Origin of the sequence: Pseudoduganella sp. (assembly GCF_041914865.1) — a bacterium.
GTDB lineage: Bacteria > Pseudomonadota > Gammaproteobacteria > Burkholderiales > Burkholderiaceae_D > Rugamonas.
Genome location: NZ_JAYSCO010000017.1, coordinates 63,797 through 86,209, shown reverse-complemented (window position 1 = coordinate 86,209; position 22,413 = coordinate 63,797). Strand labels below are relative to the sequence as shown.

Sequence of the window (22,413 nt, the reverse complement as noted above, 5' to 3'; positions counted from 1 at the left end):
CAGACCCTGTCTGATCGGCGGCTAGCGGTGTTGGTTGTGCGCTTTTGATCTTCGTCGAAAGTCAAAAACTTAGACCCAACACCGTTAGCGGTGCCGCAGATGGGGTCTGACCCTCGGGTCAGACCCGGCCTTACCGGGTTTAATCCAGCTTGGTCGCGTGCTCGCGCGTCGCGTGGAACGTCAGCTTCGGCCAGCGTTCCTGGGTCAGGCGCAGGTTCACGCCGGAAGTCGCGAGGTAAGCCAGGTTGCCCGCCGCGTCATACGCCACGTTATGGCCCAGCGCCGCCTCAAAATCGGCCAGCGCCTTCTTGTCATCGCTGGTCACCCAGCGCGCGGTACTGATCGAGGTGCCTTCGAACACTGCATCCACGCCGTACTCATTCATCAGGCGCGAGGCAACCACTTCAAACTGCAGCACGCCGACCGCGCCCAGCACCACTTCACCGCCCTGCACCGGCTTGAACACCTGCACAGCGCCTTCTTCGCCCAGCTGCTGCAAGCCCTTCTGCAGCTGCTTGATCTTCAGCGGGTTACGGATGCGCACCTGGCGGAAGAAGTCCGGCGCAAAGTATGGAATGCCGGTGAACTGCAGCATCTCGCCTTCCGAGAAGGAGTCGCCGATCTGCATATTGCCGTGGTTCGGCAGGCCGATGATGTCGCCAGCGTACGCTTCTTCCACCTGCTCGCGCGAGGACGCCATGAACGTCACCACGGAAGAAACCTTCACCTCGCGGTTCAGGCGCAGGTGCTTGACCTTCATGCCGCGCTCGAAACGGCCCGAGCATACGCGCAGGAAGGCGATACGGTCGCGGTGCGCCGGGTCCATATTGGCCTGGATCTTGAACACGAAACCGGAGAACTTCTCTTCGGTCGGCTGCACGGTACGCACCGAGGCGTCGCGCGAACCCGGCGCCGGGGCCCAGTCCACCAGCGCGGACAGGATCTCGCGCACGCCGAAGTTGTTGATCGCGGAACCGAAGAAGACCGGAGTTTGCTTACCCGCCAGGAAATCTTCCAGGTTGAACGGGTGCGAGGCGCCGTGCACCAGCTCCACTTCCATGCGCAGCTGGTCCATCTCGAGCGGGAACATCTCCTGCAGGCGCGGGTTGTCGATGCCCTTCACCACTTCAAAGGTCTGGTCGGCGTTCTCTTCGCCGGCGCGGAACAGCAGGATCTCGTCGTTGATCAGGTGGTACACGCCGCGGAAGTTCTTGCCCATGCCGATCGGCCAGGTCACCGGCGCGCACTGGATCTTGAGCACGGATTCGACTTCATCGAGCAGCTCCAGCGGGTCGCGGCATTCGCGGTCCAGCTTGTTCATGAAGGTCACGATCGGCGTATGACGCATGCGGCAGACGTCGAGCAGCTTGATGGTCTGTGCTTCCACGCCCTTGGCGGCGTCGATCACCATCAGGCCGGAGTCGACCGCGGTCAGAACGCGATAGGTGTCTTCGGAGAAGTCCTGGTGGCCCGGGGTGTCCAGCAGGTTGATGATGTGGTCGCGGAACTCGAACTGCATCACCGAGGAAGCCACGGAAATGCCGCGCTGCTTCTCGATCTCCATCCAGTCGGAAGTGGCGTGGCGGCCGCTCTTGCGCGCCTTCACGGTACCGGCCATCTGGATCGCACCCGAGAACAGCAGCAGCTTTTCGGTCAGCGTGGTTTTACCCGCATCCGGGTGGGAAATAATGCCGAAAGTACGGCGGCGCGCGACCTCCCGCGCGATCAGCGCGGGAGTCTTGCTCGTAGATTGAACTTGGATATCGTCAGACATGATGGCAGCCAGCGGTTGGCGCAGACGGAAAACCCGCTATTTTACCATCAGTCCGCCCTCTTTTAGTCGCCTTTCACCCGGCGCCAGCCGGCTGGGTGCACCTCGGCCGACTTCAGTTCCTTGACCGGTTTGGTGATGGTTTCACCCTTGGCGGTGGTGGTGATCATCTTCAGCTCACCCTTCGGCAGGCGGACGATGATGAAGCCGACGGCGGCCGAGGTATTCGACAGCGTGCCACCGACAATATTGCTGCTTACACCAAAGCCCTTGCAGACGTCCACGCCGTAGTAGTTACTGGTGCCACCCACCGAGCAGGAAGACTCCGAGCTCGGGATATTGGTCACCACGTTGGCCACGCCGCTGACGATCTTCGGATCCAGGTTCATGCGCTCGCCGTCGTTCAGCTTCCAGTCGAAGAACCAGCCATTCTTGGTCAGCAGGTTGACATCGTTGTCGCTGATGGTGACGACCGAGGAGTTGCCGCCGCTTTCGGTCAGCACCTTCTCCACCATGCCGGTGCCGCGCACGTCGATCTTGGCGCCGGTGTCCTTCACCAGGTACAGGCTCTGGACGTCGGTATTGGTGGTGTCGGGCACGTCCAGCAGGCGGCCGGTGCCGAACAGCACCACGCGCTGGGTGCTGATGTCGCCGTTCTCGCCCTTTACAGAGCACAGCGTCACGTCCGGACGGGCGGTGATCGGCTGCTTCACGCCGGCATCGGCCATTTCCACCACGGTCACGGCACCGCTGGCGTTGGTCAGGTCGAAGCGCCACATGCGGCCGTCGTTGTCGCCGCCGTACACATAGGTGAAGACCGGATCGGTGGCCGGATCGGCGGTAATCGCGGTGATCTTGGCCAAGCCGGACGGGGTCGTGGTATCGCCCTTGCCGGTGCTGACCTTCTTCAGCACGGCGCCGCTGGCCACGTCAACGATGTACAGGTAGCCCTTGCCGTCGCCGGTATTCACGCCATCCACGCCGGGCGCGTTGTTGTAGCCGGAAGTGAGCAGCACCACCCATTTGCCGTTCCACACGCCGAACTGCGGGTTACCGAAAGTCAGGCCGATGTCCGGGTCGTTGTTGGCCGGGCAGACGACCGCGTTGGCGCACAGCTCCCACAGCGGCTTGACGATGCCTTTGTCGGCGTCCGTCACATCCAGCGCGTAGAAACCGCGGCCGCCGCCGTTCAGGCCGGCCACCAGCACGGTGCGCCATTTGTCATTGATCTTCACGTCGCCCAGTTCGGGCGAACCGTCCGTGGTGAAGATGTGGTTGGTGGCGTAGGTGGTGCTGGTCAGGTTCCACAGCTTGCTCATGGTGATGCGCGGCACGTAGGCGAAACGCTCCTCGCCGTTGCTGGCGTCAAACGCGTGCAGCATGCCGTCGTTGGCGGCGGTGAACACGGTGGCTGGGCGCCCTGCATTCTCCGCCTTGTAGGTCGAATAACCGGCCGTGGTATAGCTCTTGCGCGGTTCGCGCATATAGGCCGGCTTGGACGAGGCAATGTCGCCCAGCACGATCGGGATCGGGCCGGACGCGCCGGTCGGCGTGAAATTGGTCATGGTGTAAGCGCGGAAAATCTTGTCGTCCGCGTGCTGCTGCTGGCCGCGCAGCCAGTTCACCATATTGGCGCCGCTGTCTACCTTGGCGCGGTCGGTGGTGTTCAGCAGGATGCACTGCGGCAGCGACGAGCATTTGCCGTCGAACCAGGATTTCTCCAGCGCCGACAGGTTGTCGTAGGTGAAGTTCTCCATCACACCCGACTCGTCCACTTTGTAGATATTACGGGTGTCGCTGGCGGCCGCCACGTCCTTGCCCAGTACGCCGGTGGTGGTCCAGACCGGCGTCGGGTTCACTTCGCCGGTGGCGGTGTCGATCTTGCGGTCCGCGAGTTCGCCGTACCACTTCACGGTGGTGAAGGTGTCGGAGAAGATGTCGTTGTCTTCCAGCGAGATGTTCGGGGTCGAGGTTGCCGCCGCCGACGCGGCGCCAACGGTCTGTTGCATCTTGCCCAGGGCAGCGGCCAGGCCATCCACCACTTCCTTCGGCTCGTTGGCGCTGAAGTACAGCCCTTTGCCGTTCACCGCGGCGTGCCACAGGTCGTCCACGCGCGCCTGCACGGTGTTGCTGGAGCTGCCCACTTCCGGGTCAGGCCAGACCCACTCACCGCCGCCGTTCCATGGGCAGCCGGTTTTTACGCCGGTGATCACATTGTAGTAGTCGCCGCCGACTTTCGGCGAAGTGGCGTAGTTCTTCTCGTAGGTCATCAGGCCATCCATGCCCAGGCCCAGGGTGAAGGTGTTCATGTGCAGGTGGGTGTTCTCACCAGGGCCTGCCGGCACTTTGCCGGGCTTGGTCATGTCCTTGTCCAGCGCGTCGCCGCGCAGGGCCACGGTCTTGGTCGAGGAACCGCCGTTGTACCAGTGCAGCGCAACGTCGGCCAGCGATGGCGCATTCTGCGTGCGGGTGTCTACGCAGCCACCGGCGCGGGTGCAGAAGCGCGAGGCGTCTTCCTTATTGTCGTTGTTCACAACGTTGGGAGTGGAGCCGCCGTTCCAGTAGCCGTCGGTGGTGAACAGCGTGAAGTTCTGCTGGCAAGGGAACTGCACGACTTCCTCCCCTGCAGCGTACTCGTAAGGCGTCAGGTTGGAGAACATGCGGCCCACGTTGTCCAGCGCCGGACGGCTCGGGGTGGAGCCGCTGGTCGTGGTTTCGTACAGCTTGGTGTAGAAGTTGGAGCGGTTGGTGCCGCTGAATTCGGCCGGCTTCATCTTCATGGGGCTACCCACGGCCGCCTCCGACAGCAGCGCATAGCCGACGCGGTAGTTGGCATTCAACGAGGCGAAAGCCAGGCCGACGGCCGACTTCATCATCTGCATGCGGCTCTTGTAGTAGGTGTACCAGTTGGCGAAATTGGTCATCTCCTCGGCGTACGTGCAGCTGGCGCCGGCGCAGTCGGTACGCGCCGAGGCTTTCGGATAGGTGTTGCCCGGCAGGATGTCGACACGCGCAAAGGCCGTGCTGATGCCGCTGGAAATCGGCAGGACCGAGGTTGGAATGCTGTCCAGCGCGGTGTCGCTGGCATAGCGGTCGCTCAGGTCAATGCTGCCGGTGACGTTATAGGAGATCGACAGGTTGGTGCCCTTGGCACCGGCGGTATCGGCCACGCACACCCAGGATGCATCGAGGTCGGCGCACATCCTGCTGGCCTGGTCGCCGCCGATGTAGGCCACCACGCCTGCGATCTTGGCGTTGTTGATGGCGGTACGGATCAAACCAGCGACTTTGAACTGGTCGGAGTTCTTGCCCAGATCAACCGAGGTGCTCACCAGGGTCTTGCTGCCCAGTTTGATCTGGGAAATGATGGAAGAGGTGTTGCCGGTCTTGCCTTCCACGTTCAGCAAGGCGGTGGCTGGCCAGTTGGCGCTAGGCGCTGGACGCACCTGATTGGTTTCCGTGCTCAGGATCCAGCCGGCACGGTTGTTCAGGGTCACGTCGTCCGGCAGCAATTCGCAATTGGCCATATCCTTTGGCGCGGCACTGCATTTGATCGGCATCACAGCCACCACGTCGTCGCCGCTCAGGGTAATGCCATACGTCGAGCAGGCCGACACCGTCGGCTGGCCGACCGGCGCACGCACGCAGGCCCAATACGGATTGGTGCCCGGCGAGGATTTGTTGGTGGCGATGATGTTGGCCGCGATCGCGCTGGCCAGCGCCGCGCGCTTGGCAGCGGTATCGGTGCCGGTGCTGGCCGTCATGGTGCCGCTGGTGATATTGGTCGCGGTGCCGCTGGCCGGGTTGCGGATGGCGACAAAATTAACATTCAGGGACGTGGCGGTATTGCTGGCGCCTACCGACACCGTGCCAAACGCTTTGTTGGTGGCCAGCGGCGTGGAGAATTTGGGCCACTTGAAATTGCCAACCTGTTTCGCCTGGCAGTTGGTCAACTTGGTCGAATCGCACCAGCGCACCTTGGCCGGGATCGGATAGCCGGCGGGAGCACTGGCGCCGGGCGTGGTCGATACGCACTTCTTCATCGTCTCGTCGGTGCAGTATTCCGACACCACGATGTTGTAGTAGTAAGGCGCACCGCTCACCGCCTTGCTGGTGGTATAGGTCTTGTCCGGGTAGGAGTAATTGCTATTGAGCTTGCAGTCTTCGCCCGCGCACCAGGCCAGGTCCGGGAACTCGGTCACCAGGTTGATGCTGGTATCGCTGGCACCGGACAGGTTGCGGTTCAACTTGCCGAAGCCGTCGCTGTTGACCACGGTCCAGCTGGTGGTGTTGCCGGCGGTCTGCTCGGGATAGCTGTTGCCGTCCCACTTGATCGGCGGCTGGTAGCGGATGCGCGGATTGTAGTACTGCCGGTTGAAGTCCGGGCTCATGAACGGCGGATGGCCGGGACTGCAAGCGGTCTGCCCCGCCTCGAGCGTGGCCAGCGAGCGGCACAGGTTGTCGTTCACATTATCCGGCGTGAAATGCGATTCCATCGAGCCGGAGTTATCAAACAACAGCATCAGGTTCGGCTTGACCGTGCCGGTGCCGCTGATATTCAGCAGGGGCACCTGGGCGATATTGGTCTTGGCTGCATCGGCCGCACCAGGCAGCAGGGCCGACGCCAGCGCGGCGCTGGCCGCGGCAAGGGTAAAGAGTTTTTTCATGGTCGTTTCCTAGCTTTCTTAAGGCCCCATCATGACGACTGCCTGGTTCATCACATTGCCACCGCGCGCGCCGCTGATGCGGGCCGTGATGACGTAGGAGAGCTGCGGCGCTTCAAAGTACGTCGGCGCATCGGACGACAGGCTGTCGCCGACGCCGGCACGGCCGCTGGTGTCCTGCTTGGAGGACGTGAGCGCGCAGGAGTTGGCCGGCTGTCCCTGGTCGAACGGCCCGGGAAAGGTGCACAGGCGATGGATCACGTACTCCACCTGGTTGCCGGCGGCGTCCACCATCTTGGCCGAGCCCATCCAGTATTCCTTGTCCGACGGTCCCCGGCCCGGCGCCGGGTTGGTGGTGGCGCGGTAGCCGGCCGCCTGCACATCGTTCCACAGCGCGGCGCGCGGCGTGGCCGACAGCCAGGCATAAGCCTGGTGGATGCCCGCGTCGGCCGCCTTGGCGAGCGAAGTTTCATAGGCCAGGTTGGCCGTGGTCAGGGTGGTCGAATTACTCGAACGCAGCATATAGATACTGGACGCCAGCATCACGCCCAGCATGATCAGCATGATCGGCACGGACAGGCCGCGCTGGCGGCGCATTGTGGGGAAAGGCTTACGCATCATGGCCTCCAGGCATTGTTGCGGATCTGGACCACGGTTTCAAACGCGCGGTAACGGTAGCAGGACCAGTGGACCTTGTCGCCCTCGGTATCAAGCGCCACGGTCACCGGCACCGGCGCCACGCCGGACGGGGTCTGGGTCTGGAAAATGGTCAGCTTATTGGTGGTTGTGGTGCAGGTGCCATCGGCAGTCTTGGGCTTATCCGGCACCTGGCTGCGTGCCACCACGGCCAGGCGCACAGCCGTCACGCGCTGGAAATCGCCGGCATCGCCGGCCACGCCGCTGCCGTCGGCATCCAGCATATCGGCGCTCCAGGTGTTCACCTGGGAGCCGTACACCGGGTCAAAGCCGGCGCGCGTGTCGAAGCCGTACTGCGCCTTGATCGCCACCACATTGTCCACCACTGCTTTCGGGGCTTCGCTGCTGCCGGTCATGTTCGAGGCGCGCAGGCGCAGCACGCCGCGCTGCACCGACCAGGTATGCAGGGCGAACTTGTCCGCCGGGCCCAGGTTGAAGACGCGCGCCTTGCTGCCCTGGTTATACACGCCGCCCAGCAGGCCGGCGCCGGAGTTGAAGCGGCCGCTGGCAATCTGCAGGATGTCGGTGGCGACGCCCGACAGCTGCGCAATGCTGCAATTGCCGCCCGCCGGTTCCGGCACCACCACGATCACGTCGCCGGTATTGAAGCCGAACGGGTTATTAGTGCTGACACGTATCTCGCTGCCGCCGGCATACAGGTCGGCCAGCGACACGTTGCCGACGCCGGACAGGCTGCCGGCCGAGTTCAGGCTGATCACGTCCGAACGCTCGCCGTTATTGACGATGATCACCGGCGCCAGCGGCGTGGTATCGACGCCGCCGCGCTTCACGCTCTGCATGGCGAAACCTTCAGCATCGGACATCAGGGTGTTGCAGCCGTTGACCAGCGTGTCGTTGATGCCCCACCCGGCCTGGGACGCATCGAAGTTCAGGGAGAACAGCGCCAGCATGCCGTTCTGCATGCTGTCCGAGCTGCCCAATGCGGCGGCCTTGTCGGTTTCCGACGTGGCCAGCAGGCGCGTGGCAAACATAATCGCCAGCATGCCCACCACCACGCTCACCATCAGTTCCACCACCGAAAAGCCGCGCGCGCGGCGCACCAGGTCAACGCGGTTCATGGCAGCACCTTCGGGTTCATGATGTAGGTCGTCATCACGTGCTTGTTCGGTTCATCGTCCTTGCGGCGCTGCCACGCAATAGTGATGTCGACCTGGGTCTGGGTCGGGCCGCGCACCACGGCCACGTCCACCGCAGCGCCGGGAATCGCGGCCAGCGTTTCGCCCATCCACGGCTTCAGCGCTGTCGAAGGCTGTGTCTTGTCCTTGGCGGTGAATACATACTGGTCGATGTTGTCGTAGTCGTTGCTGACAATGCCGATCAGGCGATCCGCCGCCAGCGTCGCTTCCGCGCGCATGCCGGCATCGTTGATGGCGGCGTAGGAGCGCGCCTGCATGGCCACGGTGCCGAGCAGGCCCACCGCCAGCAGGACCACCGCCACGACCGCCTCGACCATGGCGGCGCCACCCTGCTTCTTGAATTTGATGGTATTCATTCTGGACACGCCCTCGAATCGCCGGTGCCGCGCGTTGGATCGCACTTGGTGGTCATGCCGGACAAGGTGACCATCAGTGCCACAGTAGGCACCTCGTCCTTGTATTGGCTGCCTGGGTTCAGGCGGATGCTGTTCAGGCGGTCCTCCACGGTGGGGTCGACCCAACCCAGCTCGGTAAAGTAGATGTCGCGCGCCGACGCTGGCTGCATCACCGGCATCACCAGGTTATTGGACGCCAGGCTGGCGGCCGATCGGAACACCGATTTGTAGCCCTGCTCGCCTTGCGGGTCGTTCGCGGCCGGCTTGTCCACGGTGGACCAGCCGCCCGAGTCGGGGTTGCACGGGGCACCCGGTTGCGGGAAGCAGACGTCGATCTGCCAGTTGTACTGGCCGTTCGCCGCGTTCTCGCTGAACACAATGCGGCTGCGCGCATTGTGGCCCAGGGCCTGGCGGCGCGCCGTGGCCAGGCCGTCGGCATAGAACTCGGATGTGGCCTTGGCCTTATTGGTTTGCAGCCAGTGCGACATGGACGGCACGCCGAGGGCGAGGGTAAAGGCGACGATGCCCAGCCCCACCATCAGCTCGATCAGGGTCACGCCGCGCTGGCGCGACCGGAGCGGGATCAGTTGGTGCATTTCCCGCTCTCCCGGTCGACCCAGCAGCTGTCGTTGGTGGTCCAGCCGGTCGGCACCGCGGTGGTCTTGCGGTTGCCGTTCTGGTCGATGGTGTAGGTAAAGCCTTGCACCATGCCCTTGCCGGTGGCGCGCAGGGTATAGCCGCTGGGGCCGGCGTCGCTCAGCGCGTAGTCGAAGTTCGGGCCGCTTTTCGGGAAGGAGCCGGAGTTTTCAAAACCCGCGTAGGTGCGGTTGTTGGCCCAGAACTGTTCGGCCGCCGTCTGGCCCGCGCCCAGGCCGGTGAACGCTTCCGTCAGGCGGCCCCGTTTGACGTAGCCGCTGTAGGCTGGCATGCCGACGGCGGTAATGATGGCAATGATCGCTACTGCCGCCATGATTTCCACCAGCGTATAACCTGCTTGTTGGCGTTTCATTATTTTGCTCCCCACGGTTAGACTTTCGATAGCCATAGTCTAGCCAGCGAAGCTTGCATTACCCTGAGGAAACCCTGACAAAAACCTGACAGGGCGAAATATTTAGCTGGGGAAATATACGGAGAACAAGGCGCCCTGCCCGCTGGCCGGGGTATCGATGGCCACGCTGGCGCCGTGGGCGGTGGCGATGTCGCGCACAATGGCCAGCCCCAGGCCGCTGCCCGTGGTCTTTTCGTCAAGCCGCTGGAAGCGCTGGAACACCGCGCTGCGCTTGGCCGGCGCAATGCCGGGACCCGAGTCCTCCACCGTCAGCATGCCGCCGCCCAGGTGGGGGAAGCAGCTGACCGTCACCGTGCCGTGCGGCGGCGTGTAGCGGATCGCATTGTCCACCAGGTTGTCGACCAGGTCGCGCAGCAGGAAGCGGTCGCCTTTCACCATGGTCGGCTGCAGGTCGAAGCCCAGGTCGATATCCTTGCGCAGCGCCTGTTCGACGAAGTGCTGGATCGACTCCTCCAGCAGCTGGTCGAGCGCCATGCGCTCCATGCGCGTCTTGCGCAGCGGGCCCGGCTCGGCGCGCGCAAAGGCCAGCAGCTGGTTAACCTGGCGGATCATGCGCTCGGTCGACGCCTGCATCATGGCCAGCGCGCTGGCCGCCTCCGGCGCGCGCTGCTGCGCCGCCAGCAGATCGATCTGCGTGCGCATGCCGGCCAGCGGCGTGCGCAGCTGGTGCGCCACATTGGCCAGGAAGTCCTGCTGCGCCTGGGCCCCGGCATGCACCTTCTCCAGCAAGCCATTGAAGGCCTGCACCACCGGCGCCACTTCCAGCGGCACCTCGGCCACCGCGATCGGCGCCGTGTCGTCCGCGCTGCGGCCCTGGATCTCGGCCCGCACCCGGTGCAGCGGCGCCACGCCATTGGTCACCGAGAACCACACCAGGCCGGCCGAGGCCAGCGTCAGCACGGCCGCCAGCGGCAGCATGGCGCGCACGATGGCGGCGCGCGCCTGGCCGCGCTTGCGCAGCGTCTTGGCCACCACCACCACGCCGGCCTGCTGGCCAGCCCGCACCGGCAGCGCCACCAGGCGCACTGCCTCGCCCGCCACTTCGCCATCCAGCGCCGGTCCGCCGGTTCGCAGCGCCGGCAGCGGCAAGACGGCATCGCCGGCCAACAAGCGTCCGGCGCTGTCGCGCAGGGAAAAATACACTTTATCGAGTTCGTCGTTGCGCAGGGCCCGCTCGGCGGCGGGCGGCAGGTCGAGCGCCAGCCGGCCATCCTGTTCGCCCACGCGCGCCGCCAGCATGGCCGCCGCATCGCCCAGCGCCTGGTCAAATGCGATCTGGGCCGGAACCCACGCCAGCGCATAGCTGAGCGCCATGCCGGCCAGGTTCAGCAGCAGGACCGGCAGCACCAGCCATTTCAGCAGGCGCAGGCGGATGCTATCCATGCGCCTCCGGTTCCAGCATATAGCCGAAGCCGCGGATGGTGCGGATGCTGATGCCGGCATCGGCCGTCTTCTGCCGGATGCGCGAGATATACACCTCCACCGCATTCGGGGTCACATCCTCGCCCCACGGCAGGATGGCATCGATGATCTGCTGCTTGCTCACCACGCGTGAGCCATGCTGCAGCAGGTATTCCAGCACCGCCCATTCGCGCACCGACAAATCGACCACCTTGTCGCGCACGCGGGCGCGCTTGGCGCCCACATCGAGCACCAGCTCGCCCATCTGCAGCACGCTCGGCTTGGGCGCATTGCGCCGCGCCAGCGCCCGCACGCGCGCCACCAGCTCCGGCGTCGCGAAAGGCTTGACCAGGTAATCGTCGGCGCCCAGCTCCAGGCCGCGCACCCGGTCTTCCACCGCATCGCGCGCCGTCAGCAACAGCACCGGCAGCTGGCTGCCGCGCGCCCGCAGGCGGCGCACCACCTCAAAACCGTCCAGTCCCGGCAAGCCGATATCGAGCACCAGCACATCGACCGGGCCCGGGCGCTGCAGCAAGGCATCGGCCTCGCTGCCGTTCTGCAGCAGCTCGACCTTCATACCGTGACCGTTCAGCACCCGCACCAGGCCATCGGCCAGCACGGCATCGTCTTCTACCAAGATTACATGCATGGGATTAAGAAAAGATTGCACTCAGCACATTATGCCCCGATTCATCACGGCGTAACAATTGCCTTGCATCATTATCGCGCCTTGAAAACCCACTGCGGATGCCACCATGATTTTCCTCCAGCCTGCCATCGCCCTCATGCAGAGGCTGCGCCTGCTGCCCAAGTTTGTCCTAGTCTCCCTTGTTTTCCTGCTGCCCCTGCTGCTCGCCTCCGGCCTGCTGGTAGCGGAACTACATAAATCGGTCTCCTTCACCGCGCAAGAACGCCAGGGCCTGGCCTATGTGCGCCAGCTGCACGAACTGCGCCGCCAGCTGCAGCACAAACGCAGCCTGGAACACCTGCGCCTGGCCGCCAGCCAGCAGGGCGACTCCGCCGCCATCCGCGCCAGCAGCGAGGCAGCGAACACCGCCCTCGCCGCCCTGCAGCCGCTGGCCATCGGCCCGCTCGCCGGCCTCGCCGCCCAGGCCGAGCTGGAACAAGGCTGGCAGCAGCTGCAGCAACGCCAGGCCGGCCTTGATGCGCGCGCCAGCTTCGCCGCGCACAGCAAACTGGTCGCCCTGGCCGACAGCCTTGCCGCACAGGCGGCCGACCGCGCCCGCCTCTCGCTCGACCCGGAAGTGCGCACCGTCTACCTGATCGCCTCCTTCCTCAAGACCTTCCCCGGCCTGGCGGAAAACCTGTCCGTGATCAGCGGCCGCGGCGCCGCCTACATCGATAGCGGCCTGTTCGAAGCGGGCGAAGACCAGATGCTGACCGCCACCGCGATGCTGGCACGGCATGAACTGGAACGCCTGCCGGCCCAATACCACACCATCCTGCAGCACAACCCGGCCCTGGCCGCCACGCTCGAACCACGCCTGGCCGCCGTGCCGGAAGCGCTGGCCTTTCTGGAACGCGCCCGCAACGAAGTGCTGAACTCCTACAACCAGACCAGCGGCAAGGAATTCAACGGCGCCGGCCTGAAAGCCGCCGCCGCCCTGCAGGGCCTGTCCGGCAGCACCGCCGACGCGCTCGACCAGCTGCTGGCCGCCCGCGCCGCCCGCGACACCCTGTACCGCAACGCCGTCGCCGCCGTCGTCGTGCTGGCCCTGGCGCTGGCCGGCTGGCTCGGCGCCGGCTTCTACGTATCCTTCATGCGCGACATCCGCCAGCTGAACCACGCCGTCCAGGCCGCCGCAGCGGGAGACCTCAGCGTGCGCATCGCCTCCCCCGCGCGCGACGAAACCGGCGCCCTCGCCAACGCCTTCAGCGCCATGACCGCCTCCCTGCAGACCCTGGTCGCCGACATCCGCAGCGGCGCGGCCCGCATCGCCAGCGCCGCCGACGAACTGGCCAGCGGCAGCAGCGCCCTGAGCGGCTCCACCAGCACCCAGGCCGAAGCCTTGCACGTAACGGTGGAAGCGATGGAACAGCTGGACGCCGCCGTACAGCGCAACAGCGCCCACGCCGACGACGGCCGCGAGCTGGTACAGCAAGCCGCCGGCGTGGCCCGCCGCAGCGGCGACAGCGTGGACGCCGTGGTCGGCACCATGGCCGCCATCCGCGCCAGTTCCGACCGCATTGCCGACATCATCGGCGTCATCGACGGCATCGCCTTCCAGACCAACATCCTCGCCCTGAACGCCGCCGTGGAAGCGGCACGCGCCGGCGAAGCCGGCCGCGGCTTTGCCGTCGTTGCCACCGAAGTACGCAACCTGGCCCAGCGCTCGGCCGCCGCCGCCCTCGAGATCAAGCAACTGATCGGCGACTCCGTCAGCAAGGTCGAGAGCGGAAATGCCCAGGTCGACGCCGCCGGCGCCAGCATGGCCCAGGTTGTCGCCTCCGTCCGCAGCATGGAAGAAGTCATGGCCCGCATCACCCAGGCCGAAGCCGGCCAGCGCAGCGAGATCGCCCGCATCAACAGCGCCCTGCACCAGATCGACGACATGACCCGCCAGAACGCCGCCCTGGTCGTGCAAGCCTCCGAAGGCGCCAGCCGCGTCCACGCCGAAACCGCCCTGCTGAAGCAGGCCCTCGGCCAATTCCGCCTGAAAAATGGGGACGTACCCCATTTTTCGAGCAACAAGTTGCCCAAAAAAGAGGGTACGTCCCCATTTTTGAAGCGTGCGCCAGTAAAAATCGGGATGTTGTAGTGCTTGTAGGACTAGCCTGACAAACCGTCATGTTTCCAGCCTACATGACGGAGGACACAGCTCTTATGTTCATCGCTCACATAGAAAATTAAAGTAATACCAACGCGATCGGCAAGCAACACCCCCTAAGAATGCCGACTGCAACACCGTGTACTTTAGTTTTGTGAGGAAAAAATGAACAACACTCAACTTAGCGTCTCTGCCAAGAACTCGCTGTCCCGTTCCATGCCTGTAGGTTCTTCTGAGTTCAAAGTTGCGTCCCGGCCGGTTGTCAGCTACAGCGGCGCCCAGCAGAATGAACTGCTGGCAGCCCTCCCTCGTGAAGCACTGGAGGCCCTGTTCGAACACCTGGAACTGGTGCAACTGCCTTTCGGCAAGGAATTGTTTGAATTCGGCAGCAAGCTGGAATATGTGTACTTCCCGACCACCGCCATCCTCTCCCTGCTGTATGTGATGGAAGACGGCGCCACCACCGAGATTGCCGTGGTCGGCCATGAAGGCGTGGTGGGCGTGTCGATGTTCGCCGGCGAGCGCGCCATGTGCACCGCCGTGGTGCAAAGCGCCGGTTACGGTTACCGCATGAAGGCGCAAGCGCTGCGCGATGCCTTCAACCAGGGCGGCGCCCTGCCCCAGCTGCTGATGCGCTACAACGCCGCGCTGTTCGCCCAGATGGCACAGAACGCCGTGGGCGGTCGCCACAGCTCGATCGAACAGAAACTGTGCCGCTGGCTGCTGGACCGCCTGGACCGCTCGCCAAGCAATGAGCTGAAAGTGACCCAGGAGATGATCTCGATCATGCTGGGCGTACGGCGCGAATCGATCACCGCTGCCGCCGGCAAGCTGCAGGAAGACGGCATGATCACCTACCGCCGCGGCAACATCACTGTGATTGATCGTGAAGGTCTGGAACGCTATGCGGGCGAGTGCTATAAGGTGGCGAAGACGGAGTATGATCGCCTGCTCGCTGATGTGGCATGCTGCTAGGCTGAGGCACCACCGCGGGCGCGCCAGCAATGGTCGCCCGCCCCCCCCGCCCTTTCAGCGGGATGTACACTTCAATGCAGGTTCCCCGGTCGCCGCGCCCGCGGCGGATATTCAAGACCCCACCCAGCAGCAAGGCCCGCTCGCGCATCCCCAGCAGGCCATGTGACATCGGCTTGGCCAGCGTCGGCGCCGCAATACCGATACCATCGTCGATAATGCGCAGTACCAGCATTTCATCGGCCTGGCGCTTGAGCGTCACGTTGACGTGGCTGGCCTTGGCGTACTTGCGGATATTGGTCAGCGATTCCTGCACGATGCGGAACAAGGCAATCGACAGGCTGCTGTCGCCCTTGGCCACCGCATCGATATCGCTGCCCACATCGGTCTCGCACGGAATGCCGGCCAGGCGCGCGAAGTCCTCGCAATAGCTGTCGATGGCCGCGCCCAGGCCCAGGTTATCGAGCAGGCTCGGACGCAGGTCTTCGATGATGCGGCGCTTCAGTTCCACCGTTTCCATCAGCGTACCGCGCGCGCGGCGCAGCTGGGCCGCCAGTTCGGGATGCGTTTTCTGCAGCTGGTGCGTGACAGCCGAAATATCCATGCTGATGGAGGTCAGGTTCGCCCCCATCTCGTCGTGCAGTTCGCGCGACAGGCGCATTTTCTCGTCTTCGCTGATCGAAATCAGGTGGCGCGACAGCACCGACAGCTGTTCGGTACGCTGCTGCACCATCGACTCCAGGCTCTCGTTCGACAGCTGCAAGGCATGCTCCACCGCCGCCCGGTGCACGAAGCTGCGCCGCACCAGCTGGTAAAACATGATCAGCACCACGATGGCGACCGCATTGATGCCGGCCCCCATCACCACCGCCTTCTGGTATTCCTGGTAGAAGCTCGTGGCGCGCGCCGCCATCGCCTCGTTCTGCTCGCGCACCATGATCACGATTTGCAGGCGAATTTCATCCATCCCGCTACGCTCGTCGCTGACCTGGGCGATGTTCACGATTTCCTGCAGGCCGCTGTGCTTGTAGACATCAATCGCCTGCGACAGGATGGCAATGCGCTTGCGCACCAGCGCCTGCAGCTGCTGCAGGTTTTTCAGCTGCACCGGATTATTGGCGAGCAGTTTTTCCAGCTCGCGGAATTCGCGCTCGGCCTCGCTCACCACGGAGCGCGTCGGCCCCAGGTAAGTCTCTTTACCGGAAATGAAGTAGCCGCGCGCACTGCTGTCGGCATCCAGCACCAGCACATTCAGGTACTGCAGCCGTTCCGCCACGCGCGAGCTGAGCGCCAGCTGCTCGTTGGCCCCTTTCAGCGACTGCAGGTTGTGGAACAGGCTAAAGCCGTTGACGATCAGGATCAACGCACATGTGACACACAGGAGCGTTTTATATAGTGGCAGCCGGTGCCGGGGCGCAGGTTCGAGGGTGAAATACATCGTGCCCATTATAAAACGCGCGGGAAATTGCTGCCGCACGGCAAGTCAACCGTGCGGCGGGAGGGGTTAGTCCAGAAGATTATTCTTCATGGCGTAGTAAGTCAGGTCGCTATTGGACTGCAAGCCCATCTTCTCCATGATGCGGGTCCGATAGGTACTGACTGTCTTGATGCTGAGCGACAGCGCCGTGCCGATATCGGACACGGTAGCGCCGCGCGCCAGGCGCAGGAACACCTGGAACTCACGGTCCGACAGCTCCGTATGCAGGGCCGTGTTCGGATCGCGGTCAAAGCTTTGCGCCAGCAGCTCGCCCACCTGCGAGCTGACATAGCGGCGGCCCTGGTGCACGGTGCGGACGGCATTGATCAGCTCCTCCGCCTCGCACTCCTTGTTCAGGTATCCGTTGGCGCCCATTTTGAACAGGTTGAGCGCATACTGCTGGGCAGGATAGCCGGACAGGATCAGCACCGGCAAATCGGGCTGGCCCTGGCGGATGGTACGCAGCGTGTCGATACCGCTCTGGTCCGGCATGGCGATATCGAGCAGCAATACGTCACATATTTCCTTGCGGGCGATATCCAGCGCCTCGCGGCCGCTACTACCTTCGGCCACGACACTGAATTCGTCCGAGGACGAAAAGATTTGCTTGAAACCTGCCCGTACAATCTGGTGGTCGTCACAGATGGCTACGCGAATCATTGATCTTCCCTCATTAAATCTCAGCTTGGGAACGAAGCCAGCGTCTGCAATATCACTAGCAAAATCATAACGTTAATATTGTAGCACCAAAGGTTTAACAGATTTGTCGAGTGTAGCCGAAAAAAAGGACGCCTAAGCGCCCTTGCTACAGCTGCTTACAACTTCAATAGGTCCAGGATGCCCAGCAGCTCCCGGCGGAGCATCTCGCGGTCCAGCGGAGGGGCGTCGCCCGCTGCGCCAAGACCCAGGTTTTCATCATACTCGCCTTGCCCCGGATCGGCAGCGCGGCTATCGAGCTTATTGCGTGCGCCGGAAATCGTAAAGCCCTGTTCATACAGCAGCTCGCGGATACGGCGGATCAACAGCACTTCGTGATGCTGGTAATAGCGGCGGTTGCCACGCCGCTTGACCGGTTTCAGCTGGGTAAACTCCTGTTCCCAATAGCGCAGCACATGCGGCTTCACGCCGCACAGTTCGCTGACCTCGCCAATGGTGAAGTAGCGCTTCGCCGGAATCGGCGGCAGCACTGCCAGGTCTGCCTTGCCAGGACGGTCATTCATTCATGCGTCCTTGCTGGTCAGGCGGTACGCGCCGAACCGGCGCTGTCTTCAACCATGCCCTTCAGCTTCTGGCTGGCGTGGAAGGTCACCACACGGCGTGCGGTGATCGGGATTTCCTCGCCGGTTTTCGGGTTGCGCCCCGGACGCTGCGGCTTGTCGCGCAGCTGGAAATTGCCGAAACCCGACAGCTTCACCGCTTCGCCCCGTTCGAGCGCGTTGCGGATCTCGTCAAAGAAGGTCTCGACCATGTCCTTGGCCTCACGCTTGTTCAGGCCAACCTGTTCGAACAACAGTTCGGCCAGCTCCGCCTTGGTCAGCGTAGGCAAATCCTTTTCAGCTTCCTGGCGTACCTTGGCGCTCTGCATCGCGCTGTGCAGTTCGGCGTCCAATGCGGATTCGAGTACGGCGGAATCGACGTCGTTGTGGTTAATTTTGCTGCCCTGCCTTCTAAAGAACATGAGTCCGGCATTGCCGGACTCGCTGGAGTGACTGAAATATTAAGTTAAGCCCGCAGTTTTGCACCGTGCGCCAGTACTACATGCGCGGTGAGCGTCTTCATCAGCTCGTCCACTACATCGTCCTGCAGGGTGTTTTGAGTATCTTGCAAGCTAAAGCGGAAAGCAAGCGATTTTTCGTCGCTTTCCAAGCCCTTGCCGCGATATTCATCAAACAAAACAATGGCTTGCACGATGCGGCCTTGTGCATGCGCTGCCACGGCGCCCTTGAAAGCGTCGAGCAGGTCCTGCACCGGAACACCCTGTTTCACCACCAGCGCCACGTCGCGCGTGGTGCCCGGGAACTTCGAAATTTCTTCGTATTTTGGCACGTCGCGTTGCTGTAGCGCAACAGCATCTACTTCGAACACGACCGGCGCCTTTGGCAGGTCGTATTTCTGCAGCCAGCGCGGGTGCAGCTCGCCGATGAAGCCGATCACCTTGCCGTCCAGCTCGACCGAGGCGGCACGGCCAGGGTGCAGCGCCGGATGGGCCAGCTTGGCAAAGCGCAGCTGGCGCGGCGCGAACAGGGCTTCCAGGTCCGCCTTGACGTCGAAGAAATCGACATCACGGGTTTCCAGGCCCCACTGCTCGTCCGCCACCGGGCCGTAAGCCATGGCCGCCACGCGCTGCGGCTGGTCGTAGCCGGCCACGGTCAGCGGGCCATCCTGCACCGCGGCGTCGCGCTTGAAGATGGCGCCCACTTCAAACAGGCGCACGCGCGGCTGCTTGCGGTTGACGTTGTAGCGCACGTTCGCCACCAGGCTGCCGATCAGCGACGAGCGCATCACGGACATCTGCGAAGCGATCGGATTCTGCAGCTTGATCGGGTTGTCGTTGCCGTTGAAGTCCAGCTCCCACTGCGCGTCGACGAAGCTCATGTTCACCACTTCCTGGAAGCCCAGGTCGGCCAGCTGGTGGCGCACGGCGAAGATCGAGCGGGTGTTTTCCGGCGCGATGCGCATCTCGTTCGCCGCCACCGGTGGCAGGGTCGGGATGTTCTCGAAGCCATACACGCGCGCCACTTCCTCGATCAGGTCTTCCTCGATTTCGATGTCGAAGCGGTAGGACGGCGCGGTCACCGAGAACACGCCATCGGCCAGCGTGAACTCCAGGTTCAGGCGTTTGAAGATGTCGGCGATCATCTCGTCGTTCAGCGCCACGCCGATCACCTTGGCGGCGCGGGCGGTACGCATCTGCACCGGCGCGCGCTGCGGGATGTTGACGATCTGGTCGTCGATCGGGCCCACCTTGGTCTCCGGCGTGCCGCAGATTTCCACTAGCAGCGCGGTGATGCGCTCCAGGTGCTCAGGGATGGACGCATAGTCCACGCCACGCTCGAAGCGGTGCGCCGCATCGGTCGAGAAGTTGTACTTGCGGGCGCGGCCCTGGATCGCGTTCGGCCACCAGAAGGCGGCTTCCAGGTAAATGTTCTTGGTGTCGTCGGACACGGCGGTGGCGTCGCCGCCCATGATGCCGGCCAGCGACTCCAGTTCCTTGTCGTCGGCGATCACGCCGACCCACTCATCGACTTCGATGGTATTGCCGTTCAGGAGCTTGATCTGCTCACCCTTCTTGCCCCAACGGACGTCCAGCGAACCGTGGATCTTGTCCAGGTCGAACACGTGCGATGGGCGGCCCATCTCCAGCATCACATAGTTGGAAATGTCCACCAGCGCCGATACCGGACGCTGGCCGCTGCGCTCCAGGCGCTGCTTCATCCAGGCCGGGGTTTCGGCTTTGGCGTTCAGGCCGCGGATCACGCGGCCGGCGAAACGGCCGCACAGCTCCGGCGCCGACACCTTCACCGCCAGTTTTTCATCCAGGGTGACCGGCACCACGCGGTTCTGCGGCAGGTGCAGCGGCGAACCGGTCAGGGCCGACACTTCACGCGCCACGCCCAGCACGGACAGGCAGTCCGCCTTGTTCGGGGTCAGCTTGATGGTGAATTTCAGGTCGTTCAGCGAGAAGTAGTCGCGGATGTTCTGGCCGATCGGCGCGTCGTCCGGCAGCTCGATCAGGCCCGCGCCCTCTTCGCTCAGCTTCAGTTCCTTGGCGGAGCACAGCATGCCCTGCGACTCGACGCCGCGCAGCTGGCCAACCTTGATTTCGAACGGCTTGCCGTCCGCGCCCGGCGGCAGCACGGCGCCGGCCATGGCGCACGCCACTTTCAGGCCGGGGCGCACGTTCGGCGCGCCGCAGACGATGTTCAGCAAGGTGCCGGTGCCCACGTCCACCTGGCATACGTTCAGGCGGTCGGCGTTCGGGTGTTTTGCGGTTTCGCGCACGTGGCCAACCACCACGTTGGTGAATGGCGGCGCGACAGGATCGATGTCTTCCACTTCGAGGCCGGACATGGTCAGCATGTGGGCCAGCTCGTCCGAAGTCATCTTCGGATCGACCATCGTGCGCAGCCAGTTTTCGGAGAATTGCATAGTCAGCTTTCGTATCTTTTTTAAACCCGGTAAACCTGGGTCTGACCCAAGGGTCAGACCCTGTCTTGCCGGGTTTTAGTTGAACTGTTTCAGGAAGCGCAGGTCGCCTTCGTAGAACAGGCGCAGGTCATTGACGCCATAGCGCAGCATGGTCAAGCGCTCCAGGCCGGAGCCGAACGCGAAACCGATGTATTTCTCAGGGTCCAGGCCAAAATTGCGCACCACGTTAGGATGCACCTGGCCAGAACCGGAAACCTCCAGCCAGCGCCCCTTCAGCGGACCGCTGCCGAAAGCGATATCGATCTCCGCCGACGGCTCGGTGAACGGGAAATACGAAGGACGGAAACGCACTTGCAGATCATCCGTCTCAAAGAAAGCCTTAACGAAATTCAGGTACACGCCCTTCAGGTCCGCGAAGGAAATGTCTTCCGCGATCCACAGGCCCTCGACCTGGTGGAACATCGGCGAGTGGGTCGCATCGGAGTCCACGCGATAAGTGCGGCCCGGCGCGATCACCTTGATCGGCGGCTTGCTGTTGCGGGCATAACGCACCTGCATCGGCGAGGTATGGGTACGCAGCAGCAGCGGCTTGCCGGTGCTGTCGTTGCCCTCGACGTAGAAGGTATCCTGCATCGAACGCGCAGGATGGTTCTCCGGCGAATTCAAAGCGGTAAAGTTGGTCCAGTCGGTCTCGATTTCAGGGCCACCGGCGACATCGAAGCCGATCGAACGGAAAATTTCCTCAACACGCTCCCAGGTGCGCATCACAGGATGGATGCCACCCTTGGCGCGGCCACGGCCCGGCAGCGACACATCGATCGCTTCAGCATTCAGGCGCAGCTGCAGCTGGGCTTCCGCCAGCGCATCACGGCGCGCGGTCAGCGCGGACTCGATCTGCACCTTGGCAGCGTTGATCAGGGCGCCCTGCGCCTTCTTCTCTTCCGGGTCCAGCTTGCCCAGGCCCTTCATCATTTCGGTGATCTGGCCAGTCTTGCCAAGGTACTTGGCTTTGGCGTTTTCAAGTGCGGCAGCGTCGGCGGCGGCGATAAAGTCAGCCTGCGCGGCGACGACGAGTTGTTCGAGGGAGTTCATCCGACTTTTTTCCTGTTGTGGAAATTAAAAACGGGACATAGCAAAGCCATGTCCCGCTTCTTATGAGCGCTGCCCGAAGACAGCGCACATCACTGGCAATTAAGCAGCGATCTTGGCTTTGACGACGTTGACAATCGCTGCGAATGCAGGCTTGTCCATCACAGCCATGTCAGCCAGGACCTTACGGTCCAGTTCAATCGCAGCCTTCTTCAGGCCGTTCATGAACACGCTGTAGGTCAGGCCGTGTTCGCGGGAAGCCGCGTTGATACGGGTGATCCACAGTGCGCGGAATACGCGCTTCTTGTTACGGCGGTCGCGGTAGGCGTATTGGCCAGCGCGCATAACTGCTTGCTTGGCAACGCGATATACACGGCTGCGACGACCACGGTAACCCTTGGCCAGGTTCAGTACTTTCTTATGACGGGCACGTGCAGTAACCCCACGTTTTACTCGAGGCATAGTAGCTCCTTAAATAATGAGTGAGATTAAGCGGATGGCATCATGCGGTAGACGCTTTGAACGTCGGACGCATTGATGTTACGGGTGCCGCGCAGTTGACGCTTGTTTTTGGTGGTCTTCTTGGTCAGGATGTGACGCTTGAACGCCATACCGGACTTAACGGTGCCACCTGGGCGTACGCGAAAACGCTTCTTCGCGGAGCTCTTGGTTTTCATTTTTGGCATGTGAATGCTCCAATAATGACCGGATTGTAGGTGGCAGCAACTCTACTGCACTTTTGGTGCCTACTCTCACGGGAACCCGGGAGTATAGCACAGGTTTT

At 63.1% G+C, this 22,413-nt stretch carries 19 protein-coding genes; 2 read left to right on the top strand and 17 right to left on the bottom strand.

Annotation, left to right across the window (positions count from 1 at the left end; translation table 11 throughout):
* Positions 1 to 139 precede the first annotated feature (139 nt).
* From ACE3TQ_RS10760 to ACE3TQ_RS10720, 9 genes are all read right to left on the bottom strand, one after another.
* The gene (locus ACE3TQ_RS10760) at positions 140 to 1,774 is read right to left on the bottom strand and encodes a peptide chain release factor 3 (protein WP_374582132.1); all 1,635 of its coding nucleotides are present in this window, start codon (positions 1,772 to 1,774) and stop codon (positions 140 to 142) included.
* 62 nt (positions 1,775 to 1,836) lie between these two features.
* Entirely contained in the window at positions 1,837 to 6,438 is a 4,602-nt protein-coding gene (locus ACE3TQ_RS10755; protein ID WP_374582131.1) for a pilus assembly protein, read from the bottom strand.
* A gap of 18 nt (positions 6,439 to 6,456) precedes the next feature.
* Entirely contained in the window at positions 6,457 to 7,056 is a 600-nt protein-coding gene (locus ACE3TQ_RS10750) for a hypothetical protein (RefSeq protein ID WP_374582130.1), read from the bottom strand.
* On the bottom strand, positions 7,053 to 8,210 hold the full coding sequence (locus ACE3TQ_RS10745; protein WP_374582128.1) for a PilW family protein: 1,158 nt from the start codon (positions 8,208 to 8,210) through the stop codon (positions 7,053 to 7,055). Before ACE3TQ_RS10745 ends, ACE3TQ_RS10750 begins: the two co-directional genes overlap by 4 nt.
* Positions 8,207 to 8,644: a hypothetical protein gene (locus tag ACE3TQ_RS10740; RefSeq protein ID WP_374582127.1), complete on the bottom strand. Its 438-nt coding sequence runs from the start codon at positions 8,642 to 8,644 to the stop codon at positions 8,207 to 8,209. The genes ACE3TQ_RS10745 and ACE3TQ_RS10740 overlap by 4 nt, the downstream gene beginning before the upstream one ends.
* Positions 8,641 to 9,279, bottom strand: a complete 639-nt coding sequence (locus tag ACE3TQ_RS10735) for a Tfp pilus assembly protein FimT/FimU (RefSeq protein ID WP_374582126.1) — start codon at positions 9,277 to 9,279, stop codon at positions 8,641 to 8,643. The genes ACE3TQ_RS10740 and ACE3TQ_RS10735 overlap by 4 nt, the downstream gene beginning before the upstream one ends.
* On the bottom strand, positions 9,267 to 9,692 hold the full coding sequence (locus tag ACE3TQ_RS10730; protein ID WP_374582125.1) for a type IV pilin protein: 426 nt from the start codon (positions 9,690 to 9,692) through the stop codon (positions 9,267 to 9,269). Before ACE3TQ_RS10730 ends, ACE3TQ_RS10735 begins: the two co-directional genes overlap by 13 nt.
* Before the next feature lie 102 nt (positions 9,693 to 9,794).
* Positions 9,795 to 11,135 carry a sensor histidine kinase gene (locus ACE3TQ_RS10725; protein WP_374582124.1) on the bottom strand — a complete coding sequence of 447 codons (1,341 nt, stop codon included), beginning with the start codon at positions 11,133 to 11,135 and terminating at the stop codon, positions 9,795 to 9,797.
* Positions 11,128 to 11,802 (bottom strand): response regulator transcription factor, encoded by a 675-nt coding sequence (locus ACE3TQ_RS10720; RefSeq protein WP_374582122.1) that lies wholly within the window; start codon positions 11,800 to 11,802, stop codon positions 11,128 to 11,130. The genes ACE3TQ_RS10725 and ACE3TQ_RS10720 overlap by 8 nt, the downstream gene beginning before the upstream one ends.
* A 106-nt stretch (positions 11,803 to 11,908) precedes the next feature.
* Between ACE3TQ_RS10720 and ACE3TQ_RS10715 the strand changes: the two genes are divergently transcribed.
* Both ACE3TQ_RS10715 and ACE3TQ_RS10710 read left to right on the top strand, forming a co-directional pair.
* Positions 11,909 to 13,933 (top strand): methyl-accepting chemotaxis protein, encoded by a 2,025-nt coding sequence (locus ACE3TQ_RS10715; RefSeq protein WP_374582121.1) that lies wholly within the window; start codon positions 11,909 to 11,911, stop codon positions 13,931 to 13,933.
* A 174-nt stretch (positions 13,934 to 14,107) separates the two neighbouring features.
* Positions 14,108 to 14,917, top strand: coding sequence for a Crp/Fnr family transcriptional regulator (locus tag ACE3TQ_RS10710; protein ID WP_374582120.1), 810 nt, complete (start codon positions 14,108 to 14,110; stop codon positions 14,915 to 14,917).
* On the opposite strand, the gene ACE3TQ_RS10705 is transcribed toward ACE3TQ_RS10710, so the two are convergent.
* The 8 genes from ACE3TQ_RS10705 to rpmI form a co-directional block, all read right to left on the bottom strand.
* Positions 14,814 to 16,277, bottom strand: a complete 1,464-nt coding sequence (locus ACE3TQ_RS10705) for a CHASE3 domain-containing protein (RefSeq protein WP_374582119.1) — start codon at positions 16,275 to 16,277, stop codon at positions 14,814 to 14,816. The genes ACE3TQ_RS10710 and ACE3TQ_RS10705 overlap by 104 nt on opposite strands.
* A 141-nt stretch (positions 16,278 to 16,418) precedes the next feature.
* Positions 16,419 to 17,051: a response regulator gene (locus tag ACE3TQ_RS10700; RefSeq protein WP_374582118.1), complete on the bottom strand. Its 633-nt coding sequence runs from the start codon at positions 17,049 to 17,051 to the stop codon at positions 16,419 to 16,421.
* A 155-nt stretch (positions 17,052 to 17,206) separates the two neighbouring features.
* Entirely contained in the window at positions 17,207 to 17,611 is a 405-nt protein-coding gene (locus ACE3TQ_RS10695; protein ID WP_374582117.1) for a MerR family transcriptional regulator, read from the bottom strand.
* A gap of 17 nt (positions 17,612 to 17,628) precedes the next feature.
* On the bottom strand, positions 17,629 to 17,976 hold the full coding sequence (locus ACE3TQ_RS10690) for an integration host factor subunit alpha (RefSeq protein WP_374582147.1): 348 nt from the start codon (positions 17,974 to 17,976) through the stop codon (positions 17,629 to 17,631).
* Positions 17,977 to 18,113: 137 nt separating this feature from the next.
* Positions 18,114 to 20,540 (bottom strand): phenylalanine--tRNA ligase subunit beta, encoded by a 2,427-nt coding sequence (gene pheT / locus ACE3TQ_RS10685; protein ID WP_374582116.1) that lies wholly within the window; start codon positions 20,538 to 20,540, stop codon positions 18,114 to 18,116.
* A gap of 75 nt (positions 20,541 to 20,615) precedes the next feature.
* Positions 20,616 to 21,632, bottom strand: a complete 1,017-nt coding sequence (gene pheS / locus ACE3TQ_RS10680) for a phenylalanine--tRNA ligase subunit alpha (RefSeq protein WP_374582115.1) — start codon at positions 21,630 to 21,632, stop codon at positions 20,616 to 20,618.
* Between the two features lie 99 nt (positions 21,633 to 21,731).
* A complete protein-coding gene (gene rplT / locus ACE3TQ_RS10675; RefSeq protein WP_342116158.1) occupies positions 21,732 to 22,091 on the bottom strand; it encodes a 50S ribosomal protein L20 in 360 nt (119 codons plus the stop codon).
* Positions 22,092 to 22,117: 26 nt separating this feature from the next.
* The gene (gene rpmI, locus ACE3TQ_RS10670; RefSeq protein ID WP_056135342.1) at positions 22,118 to 22,315 is read right to left on the bottom strand and encodes a 50S ribosomal protein L35; all 198 of its coding nucleotides are present in this window, start codon (positions 22,313 to 22,315) and stop codon (positions 22,118 to 22,120) included.
* Positions 22,316 to 22,413: the final 98 nt, after the last annotated feature.